This window comes from Granulicella sp. dw_53 (assembly GCF_018449545.1).
GTDB lineage: Bacteria > Acidobacteriota > Terriglobia > Terriglobales > Acidobacteriaceae > Edaphobacter.
The window spans coordinates 86,655-107,148 of sequence record NZ_JAAVUR010000015.1 but is presented as its reverse complement, the minus strand read 5'-3'; the positions used below and the strand labels follow the sequence as shown (position 1 = coordinate 107,148).

Annotated in this window: 14 protein-coding genes; 4 read left to right on the top strand and 10 right to left on the bottom strand. The window is 58.6% G+C overall.

Annotation, left to right across the window (positions count from 1 at the left end; all coding sequences use genetic code 11):
• Positions 1-111: 111 nt before the first annotated feature.
• From HB393_RS20300 to glgA, 7 genes are all read right to left on the bottom strand, one after another.
• Entirely contained in the window at positions 112-1,701 is a 1,590-nt protein-coding gene (locus HB393_RS20300) for a glycoside hydrolase family 28 protein (RefSeq protein ID WP_213807025.1), read from the bottom strand.
• Positions 1,702-1,733: 32 nt separating this feature from the next.
• Entirely contained in the window at positions 1,734-2,903 is a 1,170-nt protein-coding gene (locus HB393_RS20295) for an endo-1,4-beta-xylanase (protein WP_213807024.1), read from the bottom strand.
• A 56-nt stretch (positions 2,904-2,959) separates the two neighbouring features.
• A complete protein-coding gene (locus tag HB393_RS20290) occupies positions 2,960-4,546 on the bottom strand; it encodes an alpha-L-rhamnosidase (protein WP_345945341.1) in 1,587 nt (528 codons plus the stop codon).
• A gap of 81 nt (positions 4,547-4,627) precedes the next feature.
• A complete protein-coding gene (locus HB393_RS20285; protein WP_213807023.1) occupies positions 4,628-7,309 on the bottom strand; it encodes a glycoside hydrolase family 3 protein in 2,682 nt (893 codons plus the stop codon).
• A 229-nt stretch (positions 7,310-7,538) separates the two neighbouring features.
• Complete coding sequence (locus HB393_RS20280; protein WP_213807022.1) at positions 7,539-10,907, bottom strand: carboxypeptidase regulatory-like domain-containing protein; 3,369 nt, start codon at positions 10,905-10,907, stop codon at positions 7,539-7,541.
• 302 nt (positions 10,908-11,209) lie between these two features.
• Complete coding sequence (locus tag HB393_RS20275; RefSeq protein WP_213807021.1) at positions 11,210-12,520, bottom strand: hypothetical protein; 1,311 nt, start codon at positions 12,518-12,520, stop codon at positions 11,210-11,212.
• 383 nt (positions 12,521-12,903) lie between these two features.
• Positions 12,904-14,352 carry a glycogen synthase GlgA gene (glgA, locus tag HB393_RS20270; protein WP_213807020.1) on the bottom strand — a complete coding sequence of 483 codons (1,449 nt, stop codon included), beginning with the start codon at positions 14,350-14,352 and terminating at the stop codon, positions 12,904-12,906.
• Positions 14,353-14,452: 100 nt separating this feature from the next.
• Here glgA and rsmA point away from each other — a divergent pair, with 100 nt between their 5' ends.
• Positions 14,453-15,259, top strand: coding sequence for a 16S rRNA (adenine(1518)-N(6)/adenine(1519)-N(6))-dimethyltransferase RsmA (gene rsmA / locus HB393_RS20265; RefSeq protein ID WP_345945340.1), 807 nt, complete (start codon positions 14,453-14,455; stop codon positions 15,257-15,259).
• Between the two features lie 24 nt (positions 15,260-15,283).
• Here the strand turns inward: rsmA and HB393_RS20260 are convergent, their stop codons facing one another.
• From HB393_RS20260 to HB393_RS20250, 3 genes are all read right to left on the bottom strand, one after another.
• Positions 15,284-16,018: a hypothetical protein gene (locus tag HB393_RS20260; RefSeq protein ID WP_213807018.1), complete on the bottom strand. Its 735-nt coding sequence runs from the start codon at positions 16,016-16,018 to the stop codon at positions 15,284-15,286.
• Complete coding sequence (ruvC, locus tag HB393_RS20255) at positions 16,015-16,524, bottom strand: crossover junction endodeoxyribonuclease RuvC (protein ID WP_213807017.1); 510 nt, start codon at positions 16,522-16,524, stop codon at positions 16,015-16,017. Before ruvC ends, HB393_RS20260 begins: the two co-directional genes overlap by 4 nt.
• 61 nt (positions 16,525-16,585) lie before the next feature.
• Positions 16,586-17,365, bottom strand: coding sequence for a thiazole synthase (locus HB393_RS20250; RefSeq protein ID WP_345945339.1), 780 nt, complete (start codon positions 17,363-17,365; stop codon positions 16,586-16,588).
• Positions 17,366-17,779: 414 nt separating this feature from the next.
• Here HB393_RS20250 and HB393_RS20245 point away from each other — a divergent pair, with 414 nt between their 5' ends.
• The 3 genes from HB393_RS20245 (at position 17,780) to HB393_RS20235 (ending at position 20,348) form a co-directional block, all read left to right on the top strand.
• Positions 17,780-17,998, top strand: coding sequence for a DUF3185 domain-containing protein (locus HB393_RS20245; RefSeq protein WP_213807015.1), 219 nt, complete (start codon positions 17,780-17,782; stop codon positions 17,996-17,998).
• Between the two features lie 46 nt (positions 17,999-18,044).
• The gene (locus HB393_RS20240) at positions 18,045-19,448 is read left to right on the top strand and encodes a carbohydrate porin (RefSeq protein WP_213807014.1); all 1,404 of its coding nucleotides are present in this window, start codon (positions 18,045-18,047) and stop codon (positions 19,446-19,448) included.
• A 69-nt stretch (positions 19,449-19,517) separates the two neighbouring features.
• A complete protein-coding gene (locus tag HB393_RS20235; protein ID WP_213807013.1) occupies positions 19,518-20,348 on the top strand; it encodes a rhamnogalacturonan acetylesterase in 831 nt (276 codons plus the stop codon).
• Positions 20,349-20,494 lie beyond the last annotated feature (146 nt).

Below are 20,494 nucleotides of genomic sequence, written 5' to 3'. Positions count from 1 at the left end.
TGCACAAAGATGGGCCAAGCTGGTTTAGCAGCCAGCTTGGCCCATCTCTCTTTTTGAGAATAAGGTTCGATGCAAAGAATAGTATGGAGCTTGCCAGCACCAGAACCGAGATCAAAACTTCTCGTCGTTTGCGACATCGAGAGTCCGGTCACGGCCATCTCTCGCGCCGAAGGTCCGGAAGGAACGTGTGTTCCGCAGCCGAAAAGCATCGACGGATCTCGCGCTGCGTAATCGGAAGACATCCAGCCCATCGACGTCCTCGGCCCAGAACGCGGGACGCACATCAGGCTTCTCGGTAGCAATCTGCACGTTCGTAAACTCCAGGTTGCGTGCATGCCGAATGAAGAACCCACTGGCGGGAAGAGTCCCAAACATGTCTGCCTCAGGGTAGGCCTTCGCCGCCTCAGGTGGAGTCCTCGCAGCCCACTCCGCTGAGCCGCCTCCGAGTTGATGCAGATAAACGTCGCTGATCTTGATATCCTCGATCGGCGCATCCGCCAGTCCCGCAATGATAGAAGGGTACTCCGAGACAGCGCCCGAGCTGGTGATGTTCGATAGCAGAATGCGCCGCATGACTCCGAGCCCTACACCCTGCGGTCCGCGCATTCGTGCACCGAGACGAAGAAAGATCGGCGAATGAACCACGCCACGCATGCTAATGTTCGTCACGGTAATGTCTTCGATGCGCGCACCGTCGACTGTCTCCAACGCAAAGCCGCGGCACCGGTCGAGGATGCAGTTTGAAATCGTGATGTTCTTGAAGCCGCCGTTGGACTCCGTACCGCACTTGATCCGTCCCACCGCCTTGCGCACCTCGGAGTAGGCATGCACCTTCCAGGTGCCATCCAGCATAGTGCCGTACTCGTAAGCTCCGGTCACATAGCAGTTCGTGATCGTCACGTACTCCGTGACCCGCGCATAGCCGAGGGCGAAGGAGCTCTTGGGACAGATCGCGTCGTCCCAGGGCGAATTGACGGCGCAGTTCGCGACACGCACGTTGCGGCAGCAATCGATATCGACGCCGTCGCGGTTGGTGTCGATGGTCAGGCCATCGATCACAACGTTATCTACTCCGGTCAACAGGATCGCAAAGTGCCCGCCCATCAATATGCTGAAGTCGCGAAGGTTCACGTTCCGGCAGTTCTTGAGAGCGATCGCTTTGTTCCCGACTCCAGGACTCTCAGCTCGGGGTAACTCGTTTGCCTCGCCGCGGCTCAGGCCTTTGCCCCAGATCAGTCCAGTTCCACTGATGGAGATATTCTCGAGGCCATCGCCCCAGATAAGGCTGTTAGGCCAATGTGCATGACCGAAGTCCTGGTACGCCGCCCATGCCGGCGGAGGGCCTGCAGCATCGTACCCGCCACTCGTCGTGCCTGCATCAGGAACCGATGCCGCAAGGATCGTCGCTCCCGCATCGAGGAACAACGAGACGTGGCTCTTCAGACGAATGGTGTAGCACGCATATACCCCCGCAGGAAAATGCACCGTACCGCCACCCGAAGCAGCAGCGGCTTCGATGGCGCGATTGATAGCCGGAGTATCGATCGCCTTGCCATCTCCCACAGCGCCAAATACTCGTACGTCAAAGCGTGTGGCCGGTGCACCCTGTCGCGGCGCCTCCGCAGAAGCCTCCACAGCCGAAGGCAGCAGAGCAGCAATGGCGCCCGTAGTTCCGTTGCGAAGAAAATCTCTGCGAATCATCGATACTCCTGTTCGTGCAAAATTAAACTGGATCAGACGCGCCTGGCATCATAGGCATCGCGTATGGCGAAGAAAGCCTCTTTAGGCCGATAGTCGCGGTCAAACGGAAGCGAGCGTTGCGGTCTGTTGGGCTGTTTGCGCTGGTGGGTTGGACCGTTGTTCAACCACGTAAAGCGATCGCTGAAGTCCCATGTAAGTACGAGCTTCACTGCAGGGTTCGCTAACGCGACATCGAGGAATTGACGGTAGGTCTTCGCGATCTCCGCGTCTCGCTGAGCCACATCATCGGTCTTGATATCGTCTTCATTGACGTCAAGCTCGGTCAAGTAGATCTGCAGCCCCATCTGCTGAACGCTCTCCATAAACTCGGAGAGCCCCTTTCCTATCGTGTAGGGCTGTGCGGCTTTGATATGGCTCTGGATACCGAAAGCATCCAGCGGAACCCCGCGTTGCTTCATGCCGCGAAGTAAGGCAAGGATCTGTTTTCTGCGTGCGCCATCGTCTTCGTTGTCATACTCGACACCGTAGTCGTTGTAAGTGAGCAAGGCATGGGGATCGGCTGCCCGCGCAGTATGAAAGGCGAGGTCAATATATTCAGGCCCCATCTGCTCGAACCAGAACGACTTGCGCAATCCATCGGCTCGCCCATCCTTGGGAAGGATCGCCTCGTTCACCACATCCCAGGAATGCATGCGTCCAGCGAAGTGTTTGCACACCGTCCGGATGTGTTCCACGAACAGTTGACGCGTGTCTTTGGCGTTCTCCGGTAGCTTGATCCAGTCGGGAACAGACTCGTGCCAGCAAAGTGTATGGCCTCGAACGTGGATATGGTTGCGGTCCGCGAACGCAAGCAGCGCATCTCCTGGCGCGAAGTTAAATTGATCTCGTGCTGGCCGCAGGCCAACCCACTTCAGTTCGATATGCGGCACCAGGATGTCGCATTGTTCGCTTAAAACGCGAGCGTACTCTGGGTCCGTCGAGATCTTGTCGACGTGCACCGCGGAGCCCGACAGCAGACCCTTCTTCCGTGCATGAGCGCGAAGCGAGCGGCGGCCCTTTACATCATCTAGAGAGCCCAGTAGACCCGCATGCGGAGCCATGTGATGAACGCAACCCGTCAGCAAAGGAGACGCCATCGAAAGCGCTCCCAGCGCTGCCGTACCCTTCAACCCAGCTGCCACAAAACTTCTTCTACTGACCATCTTATGCACTCCTACGCAACCCGGTCTTGGCCGGCAGCGTTACTCGCCATGCGAGGTTAGAGACGTATCCGTTGATTCGGCAGCAAAGAGAACGACTGCACCGCATGACCGGGGAGCTTCAACGAAACCTTCTGCGGTTGCTCATGAATACCTAACAGAGCAACCGGCTTCCCTGCCTTGTCCGTAACCAGGCGCGCCGTGCCCGATTGCACACTGCCAACGATTTGGCTATTAAGTTTAAGCACAGCACCCCGGCTCTCGTACTGCACCTCCGCAACGCGGCCAGCATCGGTCGCAATGCGAAAGTGTGCTGCCTCGGCGGCGGGATGCCCAGGACGAATATTCCACTGCAACTCCTCCACCTCTTCGCAAACTCCGGCAAGTCTCCAGGTGTACTCCATCATCACCAGCGACGCCGGCGAGTAGCTTGGCATATCTTCCTTGGTGAAATCGCCACTGAGCGGATCGAGTTGCTGACGGAACGTCATGTCGCGTTGCAGCGCGTCGCACCAACGATCCATCATGAAGCTGAACTCCGCGGAACGTCCATAGTGATCGAACCAGCGGATCGCACGCAACGCAGTCAAAGCCTGCGATGCTCCTCCCCACGAGTTCCGCGGGATCGGCCGCACAAAGCGAGGATCGTCCAACGCCACCGACGGCAGTGGGAAGGGAGCCCAGAACGCCTTAGGGTTATGAATCTGGCGTGTCCACAGCTCATCGAAGAGCCTCTGATCCACCACATGCTCTCCGCACATTCGGCTAAGTATGTCGGATCGAACCTTGACGAAGTTGTTCTCGGCATCGAGATCGTAGAAGGTAGCATCCTCGGACACGTAGAGCTTAGAGAGGATGAGACCGCGAATTCGTTCCGCACTGTCCATCCAGCGTTGAGCCTCCGCAGACTTCCCCAACGCCTGCGCCATGGCCGATAAGGCAACGCGCGCACCGTACACAGTGGCAGATAAATCCGGGCAAAGGCGCGGAAGACTAGGCAGTGGAGGATATCTCTTTGCATCCTTACCCGGACATTGTGGAGGAATCCCCTCCCACCTCGGACTGTTATCGTGGCCCGTGTCGTAGGTGCAGAAGCCCTCGACCAACCCCGTCCCGCGAGTATTGCGATACTTTCCGAGCCAGTCGTCCCAGCGCGAGCACGACGCATAGGCCGTGCGAAGCAACTCGTCATCGCCCGTTGCGCGTGCAAGCTCCCAGGCCGTCGCGGCGATCGGAACCACCATCTGGATCTGACCGAAGCCCGTCTCCGTCAGCTTATTATTGGCAGGAATCTGTCCGTCCGGACGCTGCAGAGCAAAGAATGTCATGTGGCTATTGCGCGCCACGTCCTTTCGAAAGTGCCGATACACCAGCGACTCATGCGGTCCGCACTCCTGCCAGATTCCTGCATAGTCGGCGCCTTCGATAAGAATTGGCTTGTCATACCTCGGCATCACCCGCACGTTATGCGCGAGCACGCTCAGCGCCTTATCGTATGCGCCCTGCCATCTCGCATTCGATGTGCGAAACTCGGGTGCCGCGCCGGAGACCTCCACAACCTGCCCAAGAGCAGGCAGCCCACTCAGAGCCGCAAGCGATGCCACTCCTCGCTCCATGAAGACCCGTCTGCTTATTCTGGAAGGCACGTCACACCTCCTCACAACACTGCGCAGTTTGAGACTCCGTCGTCCAGATACTGTAAGTCATTCGCATATCTTATCCGCCACCTACGGCGCCACCCTGCTGGAGCCGTTGATCTTGAAAGGAAGAAAGATACCAGCATCGTGCCTTGGCTGGCTTCCCCCGACGTAGATCTCGTACTCCCCCGCTTGAACGCTCCGCGTACCGTCTTGCGCAACCAGACTAAGTTGGCGAGGATCGATCGTGCACTGTACGGCCCTTGTCTCACCCTTGCGGAGATGTACCTTCTCGAAGCTGGCCAGCGCGTGGAGAGGCGCATTCGCCTTCCCCTTGGGCACCAGGTACACTTCAACCGTCTCATCGCCATCAACATCTCCACTGTTCTTTACCGCTACGCTCACGGAGAGAGGCGCACCAGCCTGCAACTGTGTCGTAGAAAGCTTGCCCGAAGAGTAAGTAAAATTCGTATAACTCATACCGTATCCAAAGGGATAAAGCGGGGCTCCTGCAAAGTAGCGGTAAGTACGATTTTTCATAGAGTAGTCATCGAACCGCGGCAGTTGATCGGTTCCCGCATAGAAGGTAATCGGCAGCCGGCCGGACGGATTATTTTCGCCGAGCAACGTCTCAACAATGGCCGTTCCCCCATCCTGCCCTGGGTACCAAGCCTCTAGAATCGCAGACGCCTTCTCGGCCGCGCCCTTAAGCGCAAGCGAACTTCCATTCATCAGAACGATGATCAGTGGTTTACCCGTAGCCGCAAGCGCCGTAACAAGCTCTTGCTGCGCTGCGGGCAGTTCGATCGTGTTGCGATCTCCACCATCGAAGCCGTCCACATGCACCGGCATCTCTTCGCCTTCAAGTTCAGGACTCAAGCCCAGGAAGGCGATCACCGTATCCGACTTCTCTGCCGCGGCGACGGCCTGCTGACGCAGTACTGCAACCGGAGGCTTCCAATTGAAGGTCAAGCCAGCTCCAAAGTGCGGTGCATCGTGCGTATATTCGATCCGGATGGCATGCGGTAGTACGTCAGTAAATGTCAGGTCAAACGGACGAGTCGGAGCCCGTCGTCCGTGAGTAGCAGGATGGTTGAAGTCGTAGGCCAGCTTTCCGTCCAGCCAAACCTTTACCGTCTCGGAATCCTCGCAGGTGCTGCAGTGCGCCATGGAAAATCCAAAGCCAATCGTGCCAGGCGCGGGCGGAGTCAACGTGCCGGTCCAGCGCACCGAGAAGTTTGTAGGCGAAACTCCCTCCACCGGCGCCGCACCGTTCCAGTCGAAGTCGATGTGCCGGTCGACTCGGCGTGCAACCGGTTCGCCGCTAAGGCCGCTGCCATTGAAGAACTCCGCCTTCAGCCCGTGCTCCCCCGCTCCGGAAGAAAAGACCGTCTCAGGGACAGGAACCGGCAGCCCCTCAACGTATGGTGCCCCTTGGGCATACTTCACGCGGCCTGGAAAACGTTCCTCCAGAGCCATGAGCGGCATCGCCGGATGAGCCGCAATCGCGTTGTAATTCCCCTCAAGCGCAGGCAACGCCGCAGCGTTCGGCCCAATGACGGCGATCGAGCGCAACGACTTGCGAAGAGGCAATGCACCCCGTTCATTCTTCAGCAGAACCATGGAAGCGCGTGCGCTCTGTAGCGCAAGCGCAGCATGCGCAGGCGAATTGTTCTCGCTAAAAGGAATGCTGTTGTAAGACATCCGCTCCACCGGATCGAACATACCCAGCCGGAACCGTGCAGTGAAAAGCCGCTTCACCGCAGCATCGAGCGCAGCCTCGCTAACCAATCCTTGCTGCACCGCCTCCGTGAGCGCGGCGTATTCTTTACCACAACTCAGATCCGTACCAGCCTTCACAGAAGCTGCTGCGGCGTGTGCCATATCGACGGCGAACTTATGCCCCACAGCAACATCGGTAATAGCCGCGCAGTCCGAGACGATATATCCGCTAAAGCGCCAGTCGCGTTTCAGAGTCTCCTGCAACAGCGGTGTGCTGGCACAGGCCGGCGAACCATTCACAGAGTTATACGCACACATCAGGCTGGCAGCGTGCGCATCGACGATCAGCTCGCGGAAGGCAGGCAGATAGGTATCGGCAAGATCGTACGCCGAGATCACCGCATCGAAGGTATGCCGTTCGGACTCCGGTCCGCTGTGAACTGCAAAGTGCTTCGCCGTAGCCACCGTCTTCAGAAACCTAGGGTCAGTTCCCTGCAGACCGCGGACGAACGCAGCCCCAATCTCTCCGGTCAGGAATGGGTCTTCGCCATAGGTCTCCTGTCCCCGGCCCCAACGCGGGTCGCGAACGATATTGATGTTGGGAGACCAGAGCGTGAGGCCATAGTAGATAGAGTGATTCCCCTGCCGCTGCGCTTCGTTATACTTTGCGCGTGTCTCGGTCGAGATCGTATCGGCAACACGATTGATCAGCTTCTTATCCCAGGTAGCAGCTAGGCCGATCGCCTGCGGAAACACCGTTGCATAGCCCGATCGAGCCACACCATGCAAGCCTTCATTCCACCAATCGTATTGCACAACATGAAGCCGCGGAATCGCCGGCGCTTCACTCTGCATCTGAGCAATCTTCTCGGCCAGCGTCATGCGATGAACCAAATCCTCAACACGTCGTTCCACCGGAAGCGATGGATCCAGATAGGCATCGCCACTCGCAGCCGTCTGACCATGCACGGGCAGCATAAATAGAAAAGAGACAAGCAGAGTTGCAGCCGGAACGAGTTGCTTTCGAATCAATGCTGGTACCAAAATCATGGATTTCCTTTTGTGCTCTGCCCAACGCGCTGAAGTAGCGTATCCCATGCCATTGGGCTCAACGGGCAACTCGCTTGAACTCATCAGCAGTTGAAGATATAACCGATACCAATTCGACGTCGGCATCCGCTTCGTCAGCGTGCTTTATAGGATTGAAAGGAGAGGGCCACAGCACAGTGCCGAGAAGCATGCTGTGACCCTTTTGAGAGCGCCTTGTCCAAGCAACCTCCTAGAAGAGGAGCTTGAGGGAGAGTTGCGCGATGCGAGGATCATTGGCCTGGGTAATGCGGCCAAAGGCCGTGTTGGGCTGCGATAGCTGTGGATCCATGAAATTCGTATGGTTCAGCACGTTGAAGTACTCTGCACGAAACTGGAACTGCGTACCTTCATGCACTGGGAACAAGCGCATAAGGCTTACATCCCAGGACGTAAATCGCGGCCCAACAAAGCTGCCTTTGACGATATTTCCATACGAGAGCGGCACGTTCACCGTGGCTGCAGGATTCTGCGAGAAGCTCGCCGGGTTCAGGAACGATTTGCAAGATGCGGAGACTGACGCACATGCATTGCCACCGTATGGGTTCTGCCCATTCCAGATGGCACGATCACGATTGACCCCGGTTCCGCTTACATTCGCGCCGGTAACGGTCAGTGGATCGCCACTACGCAGTTGGAAGATACCGTTCGTCTGCCAATTGTTCGCGACGTAACGAACGATAGAGTTTCCATTCGTCATCTTGGGGAGCAACCAGACGTACGAGATCGCGATCACATTGCGGTGATCGTAGTCCGAAGGGCCGCGATCGAGCCGTTTGTAGTCGCGCTCGTAGACCGGAAGAACATACGAGGAACCAGGAACCACAGCCGTGACAGAGGATCCGAAGGCGTTATCATCAATCGCCTTGGACCAGGTGTAGTTCAGGAACCCGGTAAGTCCGTTAGTCACCCGCTTCTGCAGCGAAGCCTGCAGCGAGTGATATGTAGCGTTGCCACCCGTATCTACAGTCGCGATCTGCTGCGTGTAGTTCTGGACGTTATTGGTCGAAGCGAAGACCCGCTGACCGACGTTCGGGCCCTGATTGTAGATAGGGTTGATGTCAGTCGGATTGATCTGGTGCGAGCTCTTCGAAGCAACATAGGCGATGCGGCTTGAAATCGTGTTCGACAGTTGCTGCTCCACCGCCAGATTCCATGAGTAAGTGACAGGAATCCGAAAGGTATTCGGATTGAATGTGGTGAAGCTGGAGTTCTGGTAGTTTGCAGTGGTGAAGTAGTTGGCGGGCGGAGGTTGCGGTGCGGGAAATACGTTACCGCCCGGGATGTTCGCATAAGGGTTAGAGAAGTTGCCCAAACTAGCCGCTGCATACGTAACGTTGACCGATGCAACATAAGGCACCGAGTTAGCGAAGATGTTATTGAATACTCCCGGCAGACGTGTGTCATAGAACTGCCCGATGCCACCGCGAAGGCTGGTCTTGCCATCGCCGAAGACATCGTACGCAAAGCCCAGGCGCGGCATGAAGTGGGTATAGACCGGATCGACCATATTGTGAACAAAGCCCATATCGCCCGGGAAGAGTAGTCCGGCAAGGGCGGTCGGGTGAGTCGTGGAGATCTGTCCTGCAGCGCGTGCAGCCGGGCTGAACATTCCCTCGCGGCCAAGCTTCTCTTCCTGAGGTAAGAAAGGCTCATATCGGACGCCAAAGTTCAACGTCAGGCGTCGACTGGCCTTCCAACTATCCTGCGCATAGTAGCCGGTCACCTTGTAGCGATTGTTGAAGAACTGCCCGGAGGCCTGCTGGAAGGTCGTAAGTGCACCCAGAAGGTAGTCGGCCATTGGATCGGCGATAGTTGCGTTGCTATCGAACTTGAAGGCTCCCGGCTGCTGGAACTGGTTATCGACGTCCACCTTGGCGAGTTCTCCGTGGAAGCCGAAGCCGAACGTGTGGTTCCCCACGACCCAGCGAAGATCGTCGGCGAGCGTGTAGTTATTACGGCGGAAGGTCGCCGCAGGGTTATCCCCGATGGTGAAGAAGTTTACGAGTTGGATCTGGTTGATCTGCTTGAAGGCTGGTTGCCAGATATTGACACCCAGGTCATTGACATCGGGCGCCCCCGCGACCGGACCGCGACTCGCATTCTCGATCTGATAGCTCACGATGATGGTATTGAACAGCTTGTCCGTGAACGTGTGGGTCTCAGAGATCAGAGCGTTGTGGTATCGGATGCCAGCCTGGTCAGAGTAGCTGAGTAGATTGGTGGTATCGAGGACACCAGCGTTGTCGAAGCTGTCGTAGTAATACCGCAGGGAGAGACGATCCTTAGAGCTAAGGACCTGGTCAACACGCCCAAGGTACTCGATAAAGTTCTGATTGACGGGCCGGAAGAACTGGGCCGTCCCGTCGGTTCCTGTGATCTTGGGAAGGAACTTGAGCAGCGCGAGCGAAGACTGGTTGAAATCGGCAGGATTGACCTGGCAGGTAAAGGTGGTGCCGGTCGGAGTGCAGGGGTAGGGAGCCAGAGTCTTGGGATTCCTGATCGCGGTGGGCGAGGCCAGACCGGTAAAGGTTCCCGCAAGCTGTGCCGGTGTGGGAAGGGTCGCCGTGCCGCTGACGCCGTTGGTACGAATGCGCGTCGACTGGACGCCAAAGGAGAAGAAGGTCTTGTCCCCTCCGTGGTACAGATGGGGAATGATCACCGGGCCATTGAGTGTGCCGCCGAACTGGTTCCGTTTCAGCGGATCGACAGTCTTGACTCCGTTCACATAGCTGAAGTAGTTGGCGGCATTGAAGACGCGGTTGCGGACGTACTCGAACGCGTCTCCGTGAAACTTGTTTCCGCCGCTGCGGGTGACAATATTGACCACCGCGCCGGCGTTCTGCCCGTACTCGGCGCTGTAGTTACTCGTCTGGACGCTGAACTCCTGCAGTGCGTCCGGGAACGGAAACGGAGCGTTGACATTCGTATATTCATCGACGTTATTGCCGCCGTCGAGCATGTAGTTCACCTGATTGGCTCGGGTCCCGTTGATGGTGACCGTTACCGCGCCAGGGAAGGTCTTCGTCTGACCCTGATCGATATTCAGATTGGAGGCGTTAACCACACCCGGGACCAGGGTCGTAAGGGCAGCGGCGTTCCGGCCATTGAGTGGAAGATCGTTGACCCGCTTCTCGTCGATCACCTGGGCGAGCGTACCCGTGGTGGTATCCACCTGGGGCGGAGCCGAGTCGACGTTCACCGTCTCCGTACTGCTGCCGATCTTCAGAATCACGTTGACGGTAAGCGCCTGATCAGCCTGCAGGGTAACGTTCGTCTGCAAAAACCTGGAGAAGCCTGTGGAGGTGACGTCGATGCTGTACTCGCCCGGAACCAGCGAAGGGAAGACGTAGGCGCCGTCACCGTTCGCCGTGACCGAGGTCTTGGCCCCGGTAGCAACCTGGCTGGCAACCACGGTGGCATTCGGAACAGTGGCGCCGGTGGGGTCCGTTACAGTTCCAGAGATCCGAGCCAGACCCTGGGCAAATCCATACAGCGGGAGAAGAAAGACTACGGCGCACAAAAGTGCGGACAGGTGAATCAACTTGCTGCGGTGTTTCATCGAGGTCTCCTGAATATCGTGCCTACGGGAGCTTTACTTTGAGCAGAAACCGTCCGGCGACAGGACGACCCGCAGGCAGACTCTGGCGCGACTGGATGGACGGTCTGATCTTTTTGATCGTTCCCGGCTCGCCTTGCCCCGAATTTCACAACCGGAAAAAGGGTTTTAGCTAAGCGTGGAGTTTCTACAGAGCCGAAGAGACAACAAAATAGACAGGTACGGTTCCTGACCGTCAGGAATTGAGAAATACGGGGAGTTTTCGCTTTTCGACTCAGATTTGGACACCCAGGACGGGCGTCATTTTATTCTGCGGAGACCGCCAGAACGCGGGGTGGTCCAGGAGTGTTGTCGGTCACCGTGGTGCCCAGCACAATCTGGAGATTTCGATGAGGGTCTGCCAGTGGCGCCACCTTCGCCACCTCCCGCATCAACTGGGCATCGCTGAGGAGCTCCCCAGCCGCCTCCGTGCCATACGTATAAAGTCCGCCGATGATGATCACCACATGCCCCGTCTCGGAGTTCCATATCCTGGAGATGAGGGCATAGTCCTGAACCGCAGGCCCGTCCGCCCTGCCCTGTTGACCGGTGGCCTGGTCCGTCGCCCAGCTCCAATTTCGAGCCGTCGGATTCTTGGCATCCCTTATATAGATAACGTGTCTCTGATCGTCCAGAGCCAACGTATATTGCAGTTGCCGCGTAAGGCGCAGGCTCCACTCATTGTTGAAGGCGCCAATCAGCACCACAGGCCCCTCCCGAAGATCCGAAAAAGAGGTCAATCCCTCCTTCCGGATGATGACCTTCTTCCCATGCGACTGCAAAATCGCGAACACATGGGCAAACGTCACCGCATCCGAGAACGGCACAGTCAGCGCACTGGTCTTATGGACGATGGGGATCGACGTCCCCTGATCCCCCTCCGGCGCGGAGGGCGTCGGAGGCCCATTCGGCACATTACCGACCGCAAGCAGCACCGATCCGGGAGACTCCAGCACCGGCATCCAGAACAGATCCGAATCGTTCCTCGAATGCAGCCGGGCATACCCGTACCCCGCCGTCAGGACCAGAATCAGCAACGCCACCACGCCAAAACCCACCCTGAGCCCCATACGGCTCAGCAGGTTTACCGGCGCCGGAGGCAAATCCTGGGCAACCGCAACCTCGGGTTCCACGTCATGAGGCGAAATCTGAAAAGAGAAATGAGCCGCTTCCGAACTCCCAGCCACCTTCGATACCACCGGAGGCGCTTGCGGAGGCAGTGTAAACCTTGGAATATAAGAGCCCGGCACCAGGCTCATCCGCAGTTCGGACCGATGCCGCTCCTCGTCATAGTATGTGGCAAGTCTCTTGCGAAGTTCGACAGCCGCCGTACGCACCACATGGTCGACGTTCGTATCGTAGGAAGGCTCCCGCCCAAAGACCTCCACCCCGATGGTGCGTTCTTTGATCTGGTCAGCCGAACCCTTCAGGGTCTGCTCTACAACGTAGGTAAGAAATTGGACCGATCTCTTACTGGATCGAAAACCTTGATCTTGGACTAACAGGTCCAACTGCTGGCGGATCGCCTCGGCGCTGAACTCCACGCTGGGACCATCCGTCGCTTCATATTTAAGCATAGTGAATCCAATGAACAAAAATCTAGCATTTCGCTTCTATGCTGTACGGACTAGAGGGTGATGAGCGCCTATCGCAAATCGAACTACACACATTTTAGGTTGATATCTCTGGAATAGATTCAAAAACGATGGGAATAGTGGGCCGTCACCCTGGACCAAATGCCGAATCCCTTGGATGAACTCATTGGGAGGCCGACGGAACGCGGTCACGCGATCCTCGAGTTGAATGCGCACATAGCGACAGTATCAGAAGAGCACGCAAGCCTTGTCAAGCATTCAGTTTTAGGGAACACCCCTGATTACTTCCGAAAACATGGCCTAGGAGTTCGGTCTCTGGCGAATTCTCACCAGAGACCGAGCCCCAATTTTCCACGACAATCCCATCAACTGCGGTTCTCGATCACCCGTTCATAAACCCGAACATACTCGTGCGCCGGCTTCTCCCAGGAGAAGTCCTGCGCCATGCCGCGCCGCATCATCCGAGTCCACTCATCTTTATTCTTGAAGGTCCCCAGCGCCCGCTCCAATGCATCCATCAAAGCCCAAGGACTATAGCCCCAGAACTTGAATCCGTTGCCTCCTCCGAACGGCTGCTCGTCGATCGTATCTTCGAGGCCTCCCGTCGCCCGCACCACCGGAATCGTCCCATACTTCAAGCTGTAGATCTGGTTCAACCCGCAGGGCTCATAGCGCGACGGCATCAGGAACATATCCGCCCCAGCCTCGATCTTATGCGCCAGCACATTGTCGTACTTCACCTGCACCCGTACCTTATCCGGATAACGCCCCGCCATCTCCGTCAGAAGGCGCTCGTAGTACTCCTCGCCATTGCCGATGATCACCAGCACCATGTCATGCTGCACCAGCCGGTCCATAATCTCCACGATGAAGTCGAAGCCCTTCTGCGTCGCAAACCGCGATACCACCCCGATCACCGCCGTCTCATCGGAGATACCCTGCAATCCGAAGGCATGCAACAGATCGCGCCGGCACTCCTTCTTGCCGTCCAGCTTGTCCATGGTGTAGTGCGCCGCGATGTGCGAGTCCGTCGCCGGGTTCCACTCGTCATAGTCGACACCGTTCAAAATTCCAAACAAATCCCCGCTGCGTCCCCTCAGCACATCCTGCAAGCCGTTGCCAAACTCCGCCGTCTGGATCTCTTCGGAGTACTTCTTGCTGACGGTCGTAATCGCATCGGCGTACACGATACCGCCCTTCAGGAAGTTCAGCGTATCGTTCTGCTCCAACTTCTGGAAGGTGAACATATCCCAAGGCAACAGCAGCAACTCCGTAGTCCGCGGCGGAAACCACCCCTGATAGCCCGCATTATGGATCGTCAACACCACCGGAACTCTGCGCATCACCGGATCGAAGTAGTACGTCGAGCGCAGCAGCACCGCGATCATCGCCGCCTGCCAGTCATGCACATGGAAGACATCCGGCACACCCAGCACCTTCGTCGCTTCGATTACCGCCCGGCTGAACAGCCCGAACCGCTCCGCATTGTCCCAATAATCCCCCGACGGCGTCCCATAGAAGCTCTCCCGGTCGAACATCTCCGGCGAGTCCACAAAATAATGCTGCACACCCTCTTGCACCCCGCCATCCAGAATCCGGACAAAGCGGTTATAGGAAGGAAACGGAATCGTAACGCTGGCCAGTACGATCGGTGCATCCGACACCGCCTTGGCTACCTGCCGGTAGTACGGAAGAAACACGCTGACCTTGTGCCCGAGCTTGACCAGCGCCCTCGGAAGAACTCCCACTACATCTGCCAAACCGCCGGTCTTCGCCCATGGTGTGCACTCCGAGGCCGCAAATACAATATGCATCCTTCATCCTCTATCCTGCCGGGAGCTCTTTGGCATACATCCACGCCATCTTCCCGGCCAAACCGTTAGTCTATACAAGCCGTTCCACGATTGGATGCACATGCCCCCTAAGCCGAAGCTCGGACAGAACTTCCTCGTCGACGACTCTGCTCGTCACGCCATCGCCGATGCCCTCGGCGACATCACGCAGCGCACCGTCATCGAGATCGGGCCCGGACACGGCGCGATTACCGACATCCTCGCCGGGCGCGCCCAACACCTCATCGCCATCGAACTCGACCATTCTCTCGCAGCCGAGCTTACCTTCCGCTTCCGCGACCGCAAAAATGTCGAAATAATCGAGGCCGATGTCCTCGAGGCCGACCTCGAAGCCTTGATCCCAGCCGGCGAAACCGCCGATGTCATCGGCAACCTGCCCTACTACATCACATCCGATATCCTGCTCAAACTCTTCACCGCAGGCTCCGCCGGCCGCGTCGCCCGGGCAGTCCTCATGATGCAGCGCGAGGTCGCCGAACGCGTCGCCGCAGCCCCGGGAGTCCGCGACTACGGCCTGCTATCGGCCACCGCCCAGATGAACGCCCAGGTCGCCTCCCTCTTCACCCTGCCGCCAACCGCCTTCTCTCCTCCGCCCGACGTCTTCTCCACCGTCCTGCGCCTGGAGTTCGCACCCCGCTTTACAGAGCTTGGTGTGGACGCCGCAGGCTTCGACGCCTTCCTCCGCCAGTGCTTCAGCCAGAAACGCAAGACCCTGCGCAACAACCTCCGCTCCGCAGGCCACACCCCGGAGGCTCTCGCTCAAGCGTGGCCGCACTCCATCCCCGAGCAGGCCCGAGCCGAAGGCCTCGCCTTGGAACCCATGGCCGAGCTATACCGCGCCCTCAACAGTATTCAGAAAGAAAATTAAACCGAAACGACCAGCACCCGCGAGCTACTGCGCAGCCGGAGCGTTCTGCTCCAGCATCTTCGCCGCCTTCATCCGCACCCGCTGCATCAGCTCAGAATCGTCCGCGATTTTGCGTAGCGTCACCGATATATTCCCCAGCTCCAGCGCGTTCTTCGCCTCCACCGCATGCTCCAGAGCGAGCATCTCCGCATCCAGCCCCAACCGGTCGAATCGCCGCTCGAAGTCCAGCCTGCGCCCCACGTCCATCGTGTACGCGATCGCGTAGAAGGTATCGGTCAACGTGCTCACACCCTTCTCGTCCGAGTAGTTATAGGTGCAACTCCCCGCGCCATCCGCCCCGCTATAAGTGAGCGTCTTCTTGCCCGTATCGGCGATGTTCTTTGCCTTGGTCCCGCAGAAGAGATTGAAGTGATTCAGCGCCCGTGCCGCCTGAAAGATCTTCGCCGTCGTCTCCGCCGTCAAGCTGATCGTGCGGTCGATCTTCTTCACGCTCACCTGCTGCAGCACCGAATCCGCCGACCGCCGCTCCGCCTCTTCCGCCTGATACGTGCCGCTGCCATCCTCATGCAACACAATCGTAAAACGAGGCACCTGCAGACCGTTCCGGTCGAAATCAAACGTCACCGTCGGAGAGCTGGAGGGAGCAGGAGTCGAAGCACCACTCGCCGCAGCGCTCTGCAACATCCCACTCGCACTCGCGCCACTACAAAACGTCAAAGCAGCGACCAAGATCGTTCCCAGCCCGGCCTGCCTCTTCAACGTCTTGCTCCTTGCGCCAGCAACGTCTGCGAAGTATGGATATGGCAGATCGCAATCGCCAATGCATCTGAGGCATCCGCAGAGTCCGGCGCCTTATCTAGCTCCAGCAGCCGCATCACCATAAACTGCACCTGCTCCTTCGCCGCAAGACCATACCCCACAACAGAGCTTTTAATCGAGAGCGGAGCATACTCCGCCACCGGCATATTGCACGTCGCCGCGGCCAGCATCGCCACGCCGCGCACCTGTCCCAGCTTCAACGCTGACTTCGCATTCGCCGAGAAGAACACCTCTTCGATCGCCACCGCCTCCGGCTCATGCAGTGTCATCAACCCGACCAGCTCCGCATACACCTGAGCGAGCCGCTGCGGAGTCTTCTCCTTCTTGTTCAGCCGGATCGTCCCCGCCGCAAGATGGATGAGCCTGGGCAGACGAGCGTCAAAGTCCACCTCGACCACGCCATACCCGGTGAACTCCGTGCCGCAATCGATACCAAAGACCCGCATGGCCGAAGTTTACTGCATCCACCCCTGCAAATCGGCTATCGAGCTGGATTCACTTTCCCGCTCAGCGCGAGATCCCCTCCAGCGGAGAGCTCGCTGTTGCATACAGCTTCCTCGGCATCCGGCCCGCCAGAAACGCCTGCCGTCCCGCCAGCACAGCGTGCTGCATCGCCTCTGCCATCAGAATCGGATCCTGCGCCCCAGCAATCGCCGTATTAAGCAGAACCGCATCGAAGCCCAACTCCATCGCCAGCGCCGCATCCGAGGCCGTTCCCAAACCCGCATCCACAACCAGCGGAACCTCGGTGATCAGCTCCCGCAGAATCCGCAGATTGTTGATATTTGAGATTCCCAACCCCGTCCCAATCGGAGCTCCCAGCGGCATCACCGCCGCCGCGCCCGCATCGATCAGCCGCTTCGCAAACACGATATCGTCCGAGGTATACGGCAGCACCGTAAAGCCCTCCTTTACCAACACCCGCGTAGCCTCCAGCGTCGCCTGCACATCCGGATAAAGCGTCTGTTGGTCCCCAATCACCTCGATCTTCACCCAATCCGAGAGACCCACCTCGCGCCCCAGCCGCGCCGCGCGGATCGCCTCATCCGCCGTATAACAGCCCGCCGTATTCGGCAGCAGGAAGTATCGTTGTGGATCGATATAGTCCAGCAAAGACTCGCTCGAACGGTCCAGGTTCACCCGCCGCACCGCGACCGTGACCATCTCCGCGCCCGACGCCTCGATGGCGGCCTGCATCTCCGCGCCGTTCTTGTACTTTCCGGTTCCAACGATCAGCCGTGACTGAAATGCCCTGCCTGCGATGACGAGTGGTTGCATAATCCCCATTCTAAAGCCGCGAATACGTGGATTTCCACCCCTGCCCTATCCTCCGCCAAAACGCAGACGGCCCGCGCTCTAGGAGCATCGGGCCGTCTGGCGGTGAACTGTGGGGATTGACCTGAGGCGTCCCTACTCGGACATTGGGCCTCGGCGGAAAACGTCTTGATAACGCCAGGTCTAGAGCAAGGACGCTCTAAGCCTCAGTCACCTCACGTACATTGTTGATGCAACTGTTACTGTCAATTTTCATAGGCTGGATCATCCTCCTTTCCCGTGTAAATCCACACTACTACGCAGACTCATACGAATCAAGTCCCTGAAACCTGACGCCCGCACATCCTCCTCTCGGCAAATCCGCATCCAACAAAACGATTTGAGATTATCAAAATCCTTGAAGGAAACATCGAAGGAAAGGTGTTCATGAAACCTGCAACCATCATTGGAATTGTCTTGATTCTCCTTGGCATCGTTGGCTTCGCAGTAGGCGGGGTCAGCTTCACGCACGAAAAGAAGGACGTCGACATCGGACCCGTACAAATCGGACACAAAGAGACCAAGACCATGCCCATCTCGCCCATCCTTAGCACGGTCGCTCTGGTCGCCGGTGTAGGCCTCGTCGTCGTCGGCAGCAGAAGCTAGTTCATCCGGCCTTCATTTTGTTTTCTGTAGACTCAGAGATGGCGCAATGACCATCTCACTCTCTCATAGACTGCTCTTGGGTCTCTTCATCCTGCTTGCGCCACTCTCCGCAGTGGCGCAGGCAGATGCCCCATTGCCGGACGCCCCGGAAGCCACCGAGCCCCTCACCCTCTTCCCCCACTCCGACACCGCCCGCTACTTCATCGCCGGCCAGGCCAACATCATCTTCCAGGCCCATGGCCCATTCCACTCCCCCTACGAAGACGTCAACAGCCTCGTAGGCCGCGGCGAGTATAAGACCTCCCTCATCGGCACCCTCTACCTCGGCCTGCAGGTCTTCCGAGCCCCCCGCGCCGCCACCGACCTCATCCTCGACGTCGAATCCGCCGGAGGACGCGGCATCTCCCAGGCTCTCGGCCTCGCCGGCTTCACCAACCTCGACGTCGTCCGCAACCCCAGCCTCGGCTCCAAGCCCTACATCGCCCGCGTCCAGCTCCACCAGACCATCGGCTTCACCAGCAAGCTCGTCGACAACCCCCGCACTCCCTTTTCCCTCTCCACCAAGGTCCCCGAGCGCCGCCTCGAGTTCCACATCGGCAAGATGAGCCTCCCCGACTACGTAGACCTCAATACCATCGGCACCGACAGCCACCTCCAGTTCATGAACTGGACCGTCGACAACAACGGTGCCTGGGACTACGCCGCCGACACCCGTGGCTACACCTACGGCATCGTCTCCGAGTACATCGACAAGTCCTGGTCCGCCCGCTACGCCCTCGCCCTCATGCCCACCGTGGCCAACGGCATCGACCTCGATTGGAACCTACGCCGCGCCTCCGGCCAGAACTTCGAGTTCGAATCCCGCCACCCCCTCCTCAATCCCAAACGCAAGACCACCCTCCGCGCCCTCACCTTCGTCAACCACGCCCACATGGGCCTCTATCGCGACGCCATCAACGCCTTCCTCTCCGGCCAGGACCCCACCCCCAACGTCGACGCCCACGCCCGCTTCAGCACCGTCAAATACGGCTTCGGCCTCAACGCCGAGCAGGAGCTCACCTCCAACCTCCGCCTCTTCGGACGCTTCGGCTGGAACGAGGGGGCCCACCAGTCCTACGCCTACACCGAGGTCGACCAGACCATCGCCGTCGGCGGCGACTACTCAGGCCGCGCCTTCTCCCGTCCCAACGACAAGATCGGCCTCACCTACGTCACCAACGCCATCAAACACGACCACCAGCGCTACCTCGCCCTCGGAGGTCTCGGCTTCCTCCTCGGCGACGGCAAGCTCAACTACGCCCGCGAAGACATCATCGAGAGCTACTACAACATGCACACCTGGCGCGGCGTCTTCTACGCCCTCGACGCCCAGTACGTCACCCACCCCGGCTACAACAAAGACCGCGGCCCCGTCCTCGTCGAATCCGTCCGCATGCACGTCGACTTCTAGCCCACACTTTCTAGCCCACACTCCTAATTCCGGTGACGAAACACTTTCAGCAGTGATACGCTCTCCCCCATGCGCCGTCACGCCCTGCTTCCGCTCCTCCTACTCGCCACCACCCTCCACTCCCAGACCCCCAGCACCACCCCCGACGCACCACCCCAGACCGCCCTCCCCACCGACGCCCCCCTCAACCCCAAACTCCCCACCCTCTTCATCGTCGGCGACTCCACCGCCCGCAACAAGACCGACCTCGGCTGGGGCGACCACCTAGCCCCCCTCTTCGACACCTCCCGCATTAACGTCGCCAACCGCGCCGTAGCCGGACGCTCCTCCCGCACCTACATCAACGAGGGCCGCTGGACCGCCGTCCTCGCCGAGATGAAACCCGGCGACTTCGTCCTCATCCAGATGGGCCACAACGACGGCGGAGACCTCGGCGGAGCCAAGCCCCGCGGCACCCTCAAAGGCATCGGCGAAGACACCAAAGACGTCCCCCAAACCACCGGCCCCCTCGCCGGCCAGACCGAGACCGTCCACACCTACGGCTGGTACCTTCGCAAATACATCGCCGAAACCCGCGCCAAACAAGCCACCCCGATCCTCCTCACCGTCACCGTCCGCAACATCTGGACCTCCGGCCCCGACGGCAAACCCCACATCGAACGCGACATGGGCTTCCGCGACTTCGAGTACCAAATCGGAGCCGCCGAACACGTCCCCGTAATCGACATGGCCACCGTTGCCGCCGACGGCTGGGAAACCCTCGGCCGCGAAAAGACCGTCACCTACTTCCCCATCGACCACACCCACACCAGCGCCGCCGGAGCCGACCTAAACGCCCACTCCGTAGTCACCGCCCTGCGCAACGCCCACTCCCCACTCGTCACATACCTAAAACCCTAGCACTCAACGTTGGAACTTAACCCCGGCAACCTCGGCTTTGAACTCAGAATTTCAGCCCCCCCCAAAAAAATGTCATCCTGAGCGAAGTAACTCGCAGCTTCATCGCGAGTTACGCAGTCGAAGGACCCGCAGTTCGCTTTTCGTGG

Bases quoted from the DNA above. Each gene is read 5' to 3' on its own strand.
- HB393_RS20280 (WP_213807022.1), bottom strand. From the start codon at position 10,907: ATGAAACACCGCAGCAAGTTGATTCACCTGTCCGCACTTTTGTGCGCC.
- HB393_RS20245 (WP_213807015.1), top strand. From the start codon at position 17,780: ATGAAACCTGCAACCATCATTGGAATTGTCTTGATTCTCCTTGGCATC.
- glgA (WP_213807020.1), bottom strand. From the start codon at position 14,352: ATGCATATTGTATTTGCGGCCTCGGAGTGCACACCATGGGCGAAGACC.
- HB393_RS20300 (WP_213807025.1), bottom strand. From the start codon at position 1,701: ATGATTCGCAGAGATTTTCTTCGCAACGGAACTACGGGCGCCATTGCT.
- ruvC (WP_213807017.1), bottom strand. From the start codon at position 16,524: ATGCGGGTCTTTGGTATCGATTGCGGCACGGAGTTCACCGGGTATGGC.
- HB393_RS20240 (WP_213807014.1), top strand. From the start codon at position 18,045: ATGACCATCTCACTCTCTCATAGACTGCTCTTGGGTCTCTTCATCCTG.
- HB393_RS20285 (WP_213807023.1), bottom strand. From the start codon at position 7,309: ATGATTTTGGTACCAGCATTGATTCGAAAGCAACTCGTTCCGGCTGCA.
- HB393_RS20295 (WP_213807024.1), bottom strand. From the start codon at position 2,903: ATGGTCAGTAGAAGAAGTTTTGTGGCAGCTGGGTTGAAGGGTACGGCA.
- HB393_RS20275 (WP_213807021.1), bottom strand. From the start codon at position 12,520: ATGCTTAAATATGAAGCGACGGATGGTCCCAGCGTGGAGTTCAGCGCC.
- HB393_RS20235 (WP_213807013.1), top strand. From the start codon at position 19,518: ATGCGCCGTCACGCCCTGCTTCCGCTCCTCCTACTCGCCACCACCCTC.
- HB393_RS20250 (WP_345945339.1), bottom strand. From the start codon at position 17,365: ATGGGGATTATGCAACCACTCGTCATCGCAGGCAGGGCATTTCAGTCA.
- rsmA (WP_345945340.1), top strand. From the start codon at position 14,453: ATGCCCCCTAAGCCGAAGCTCGGACAGAACTTCCTCGTCGACGACTCT.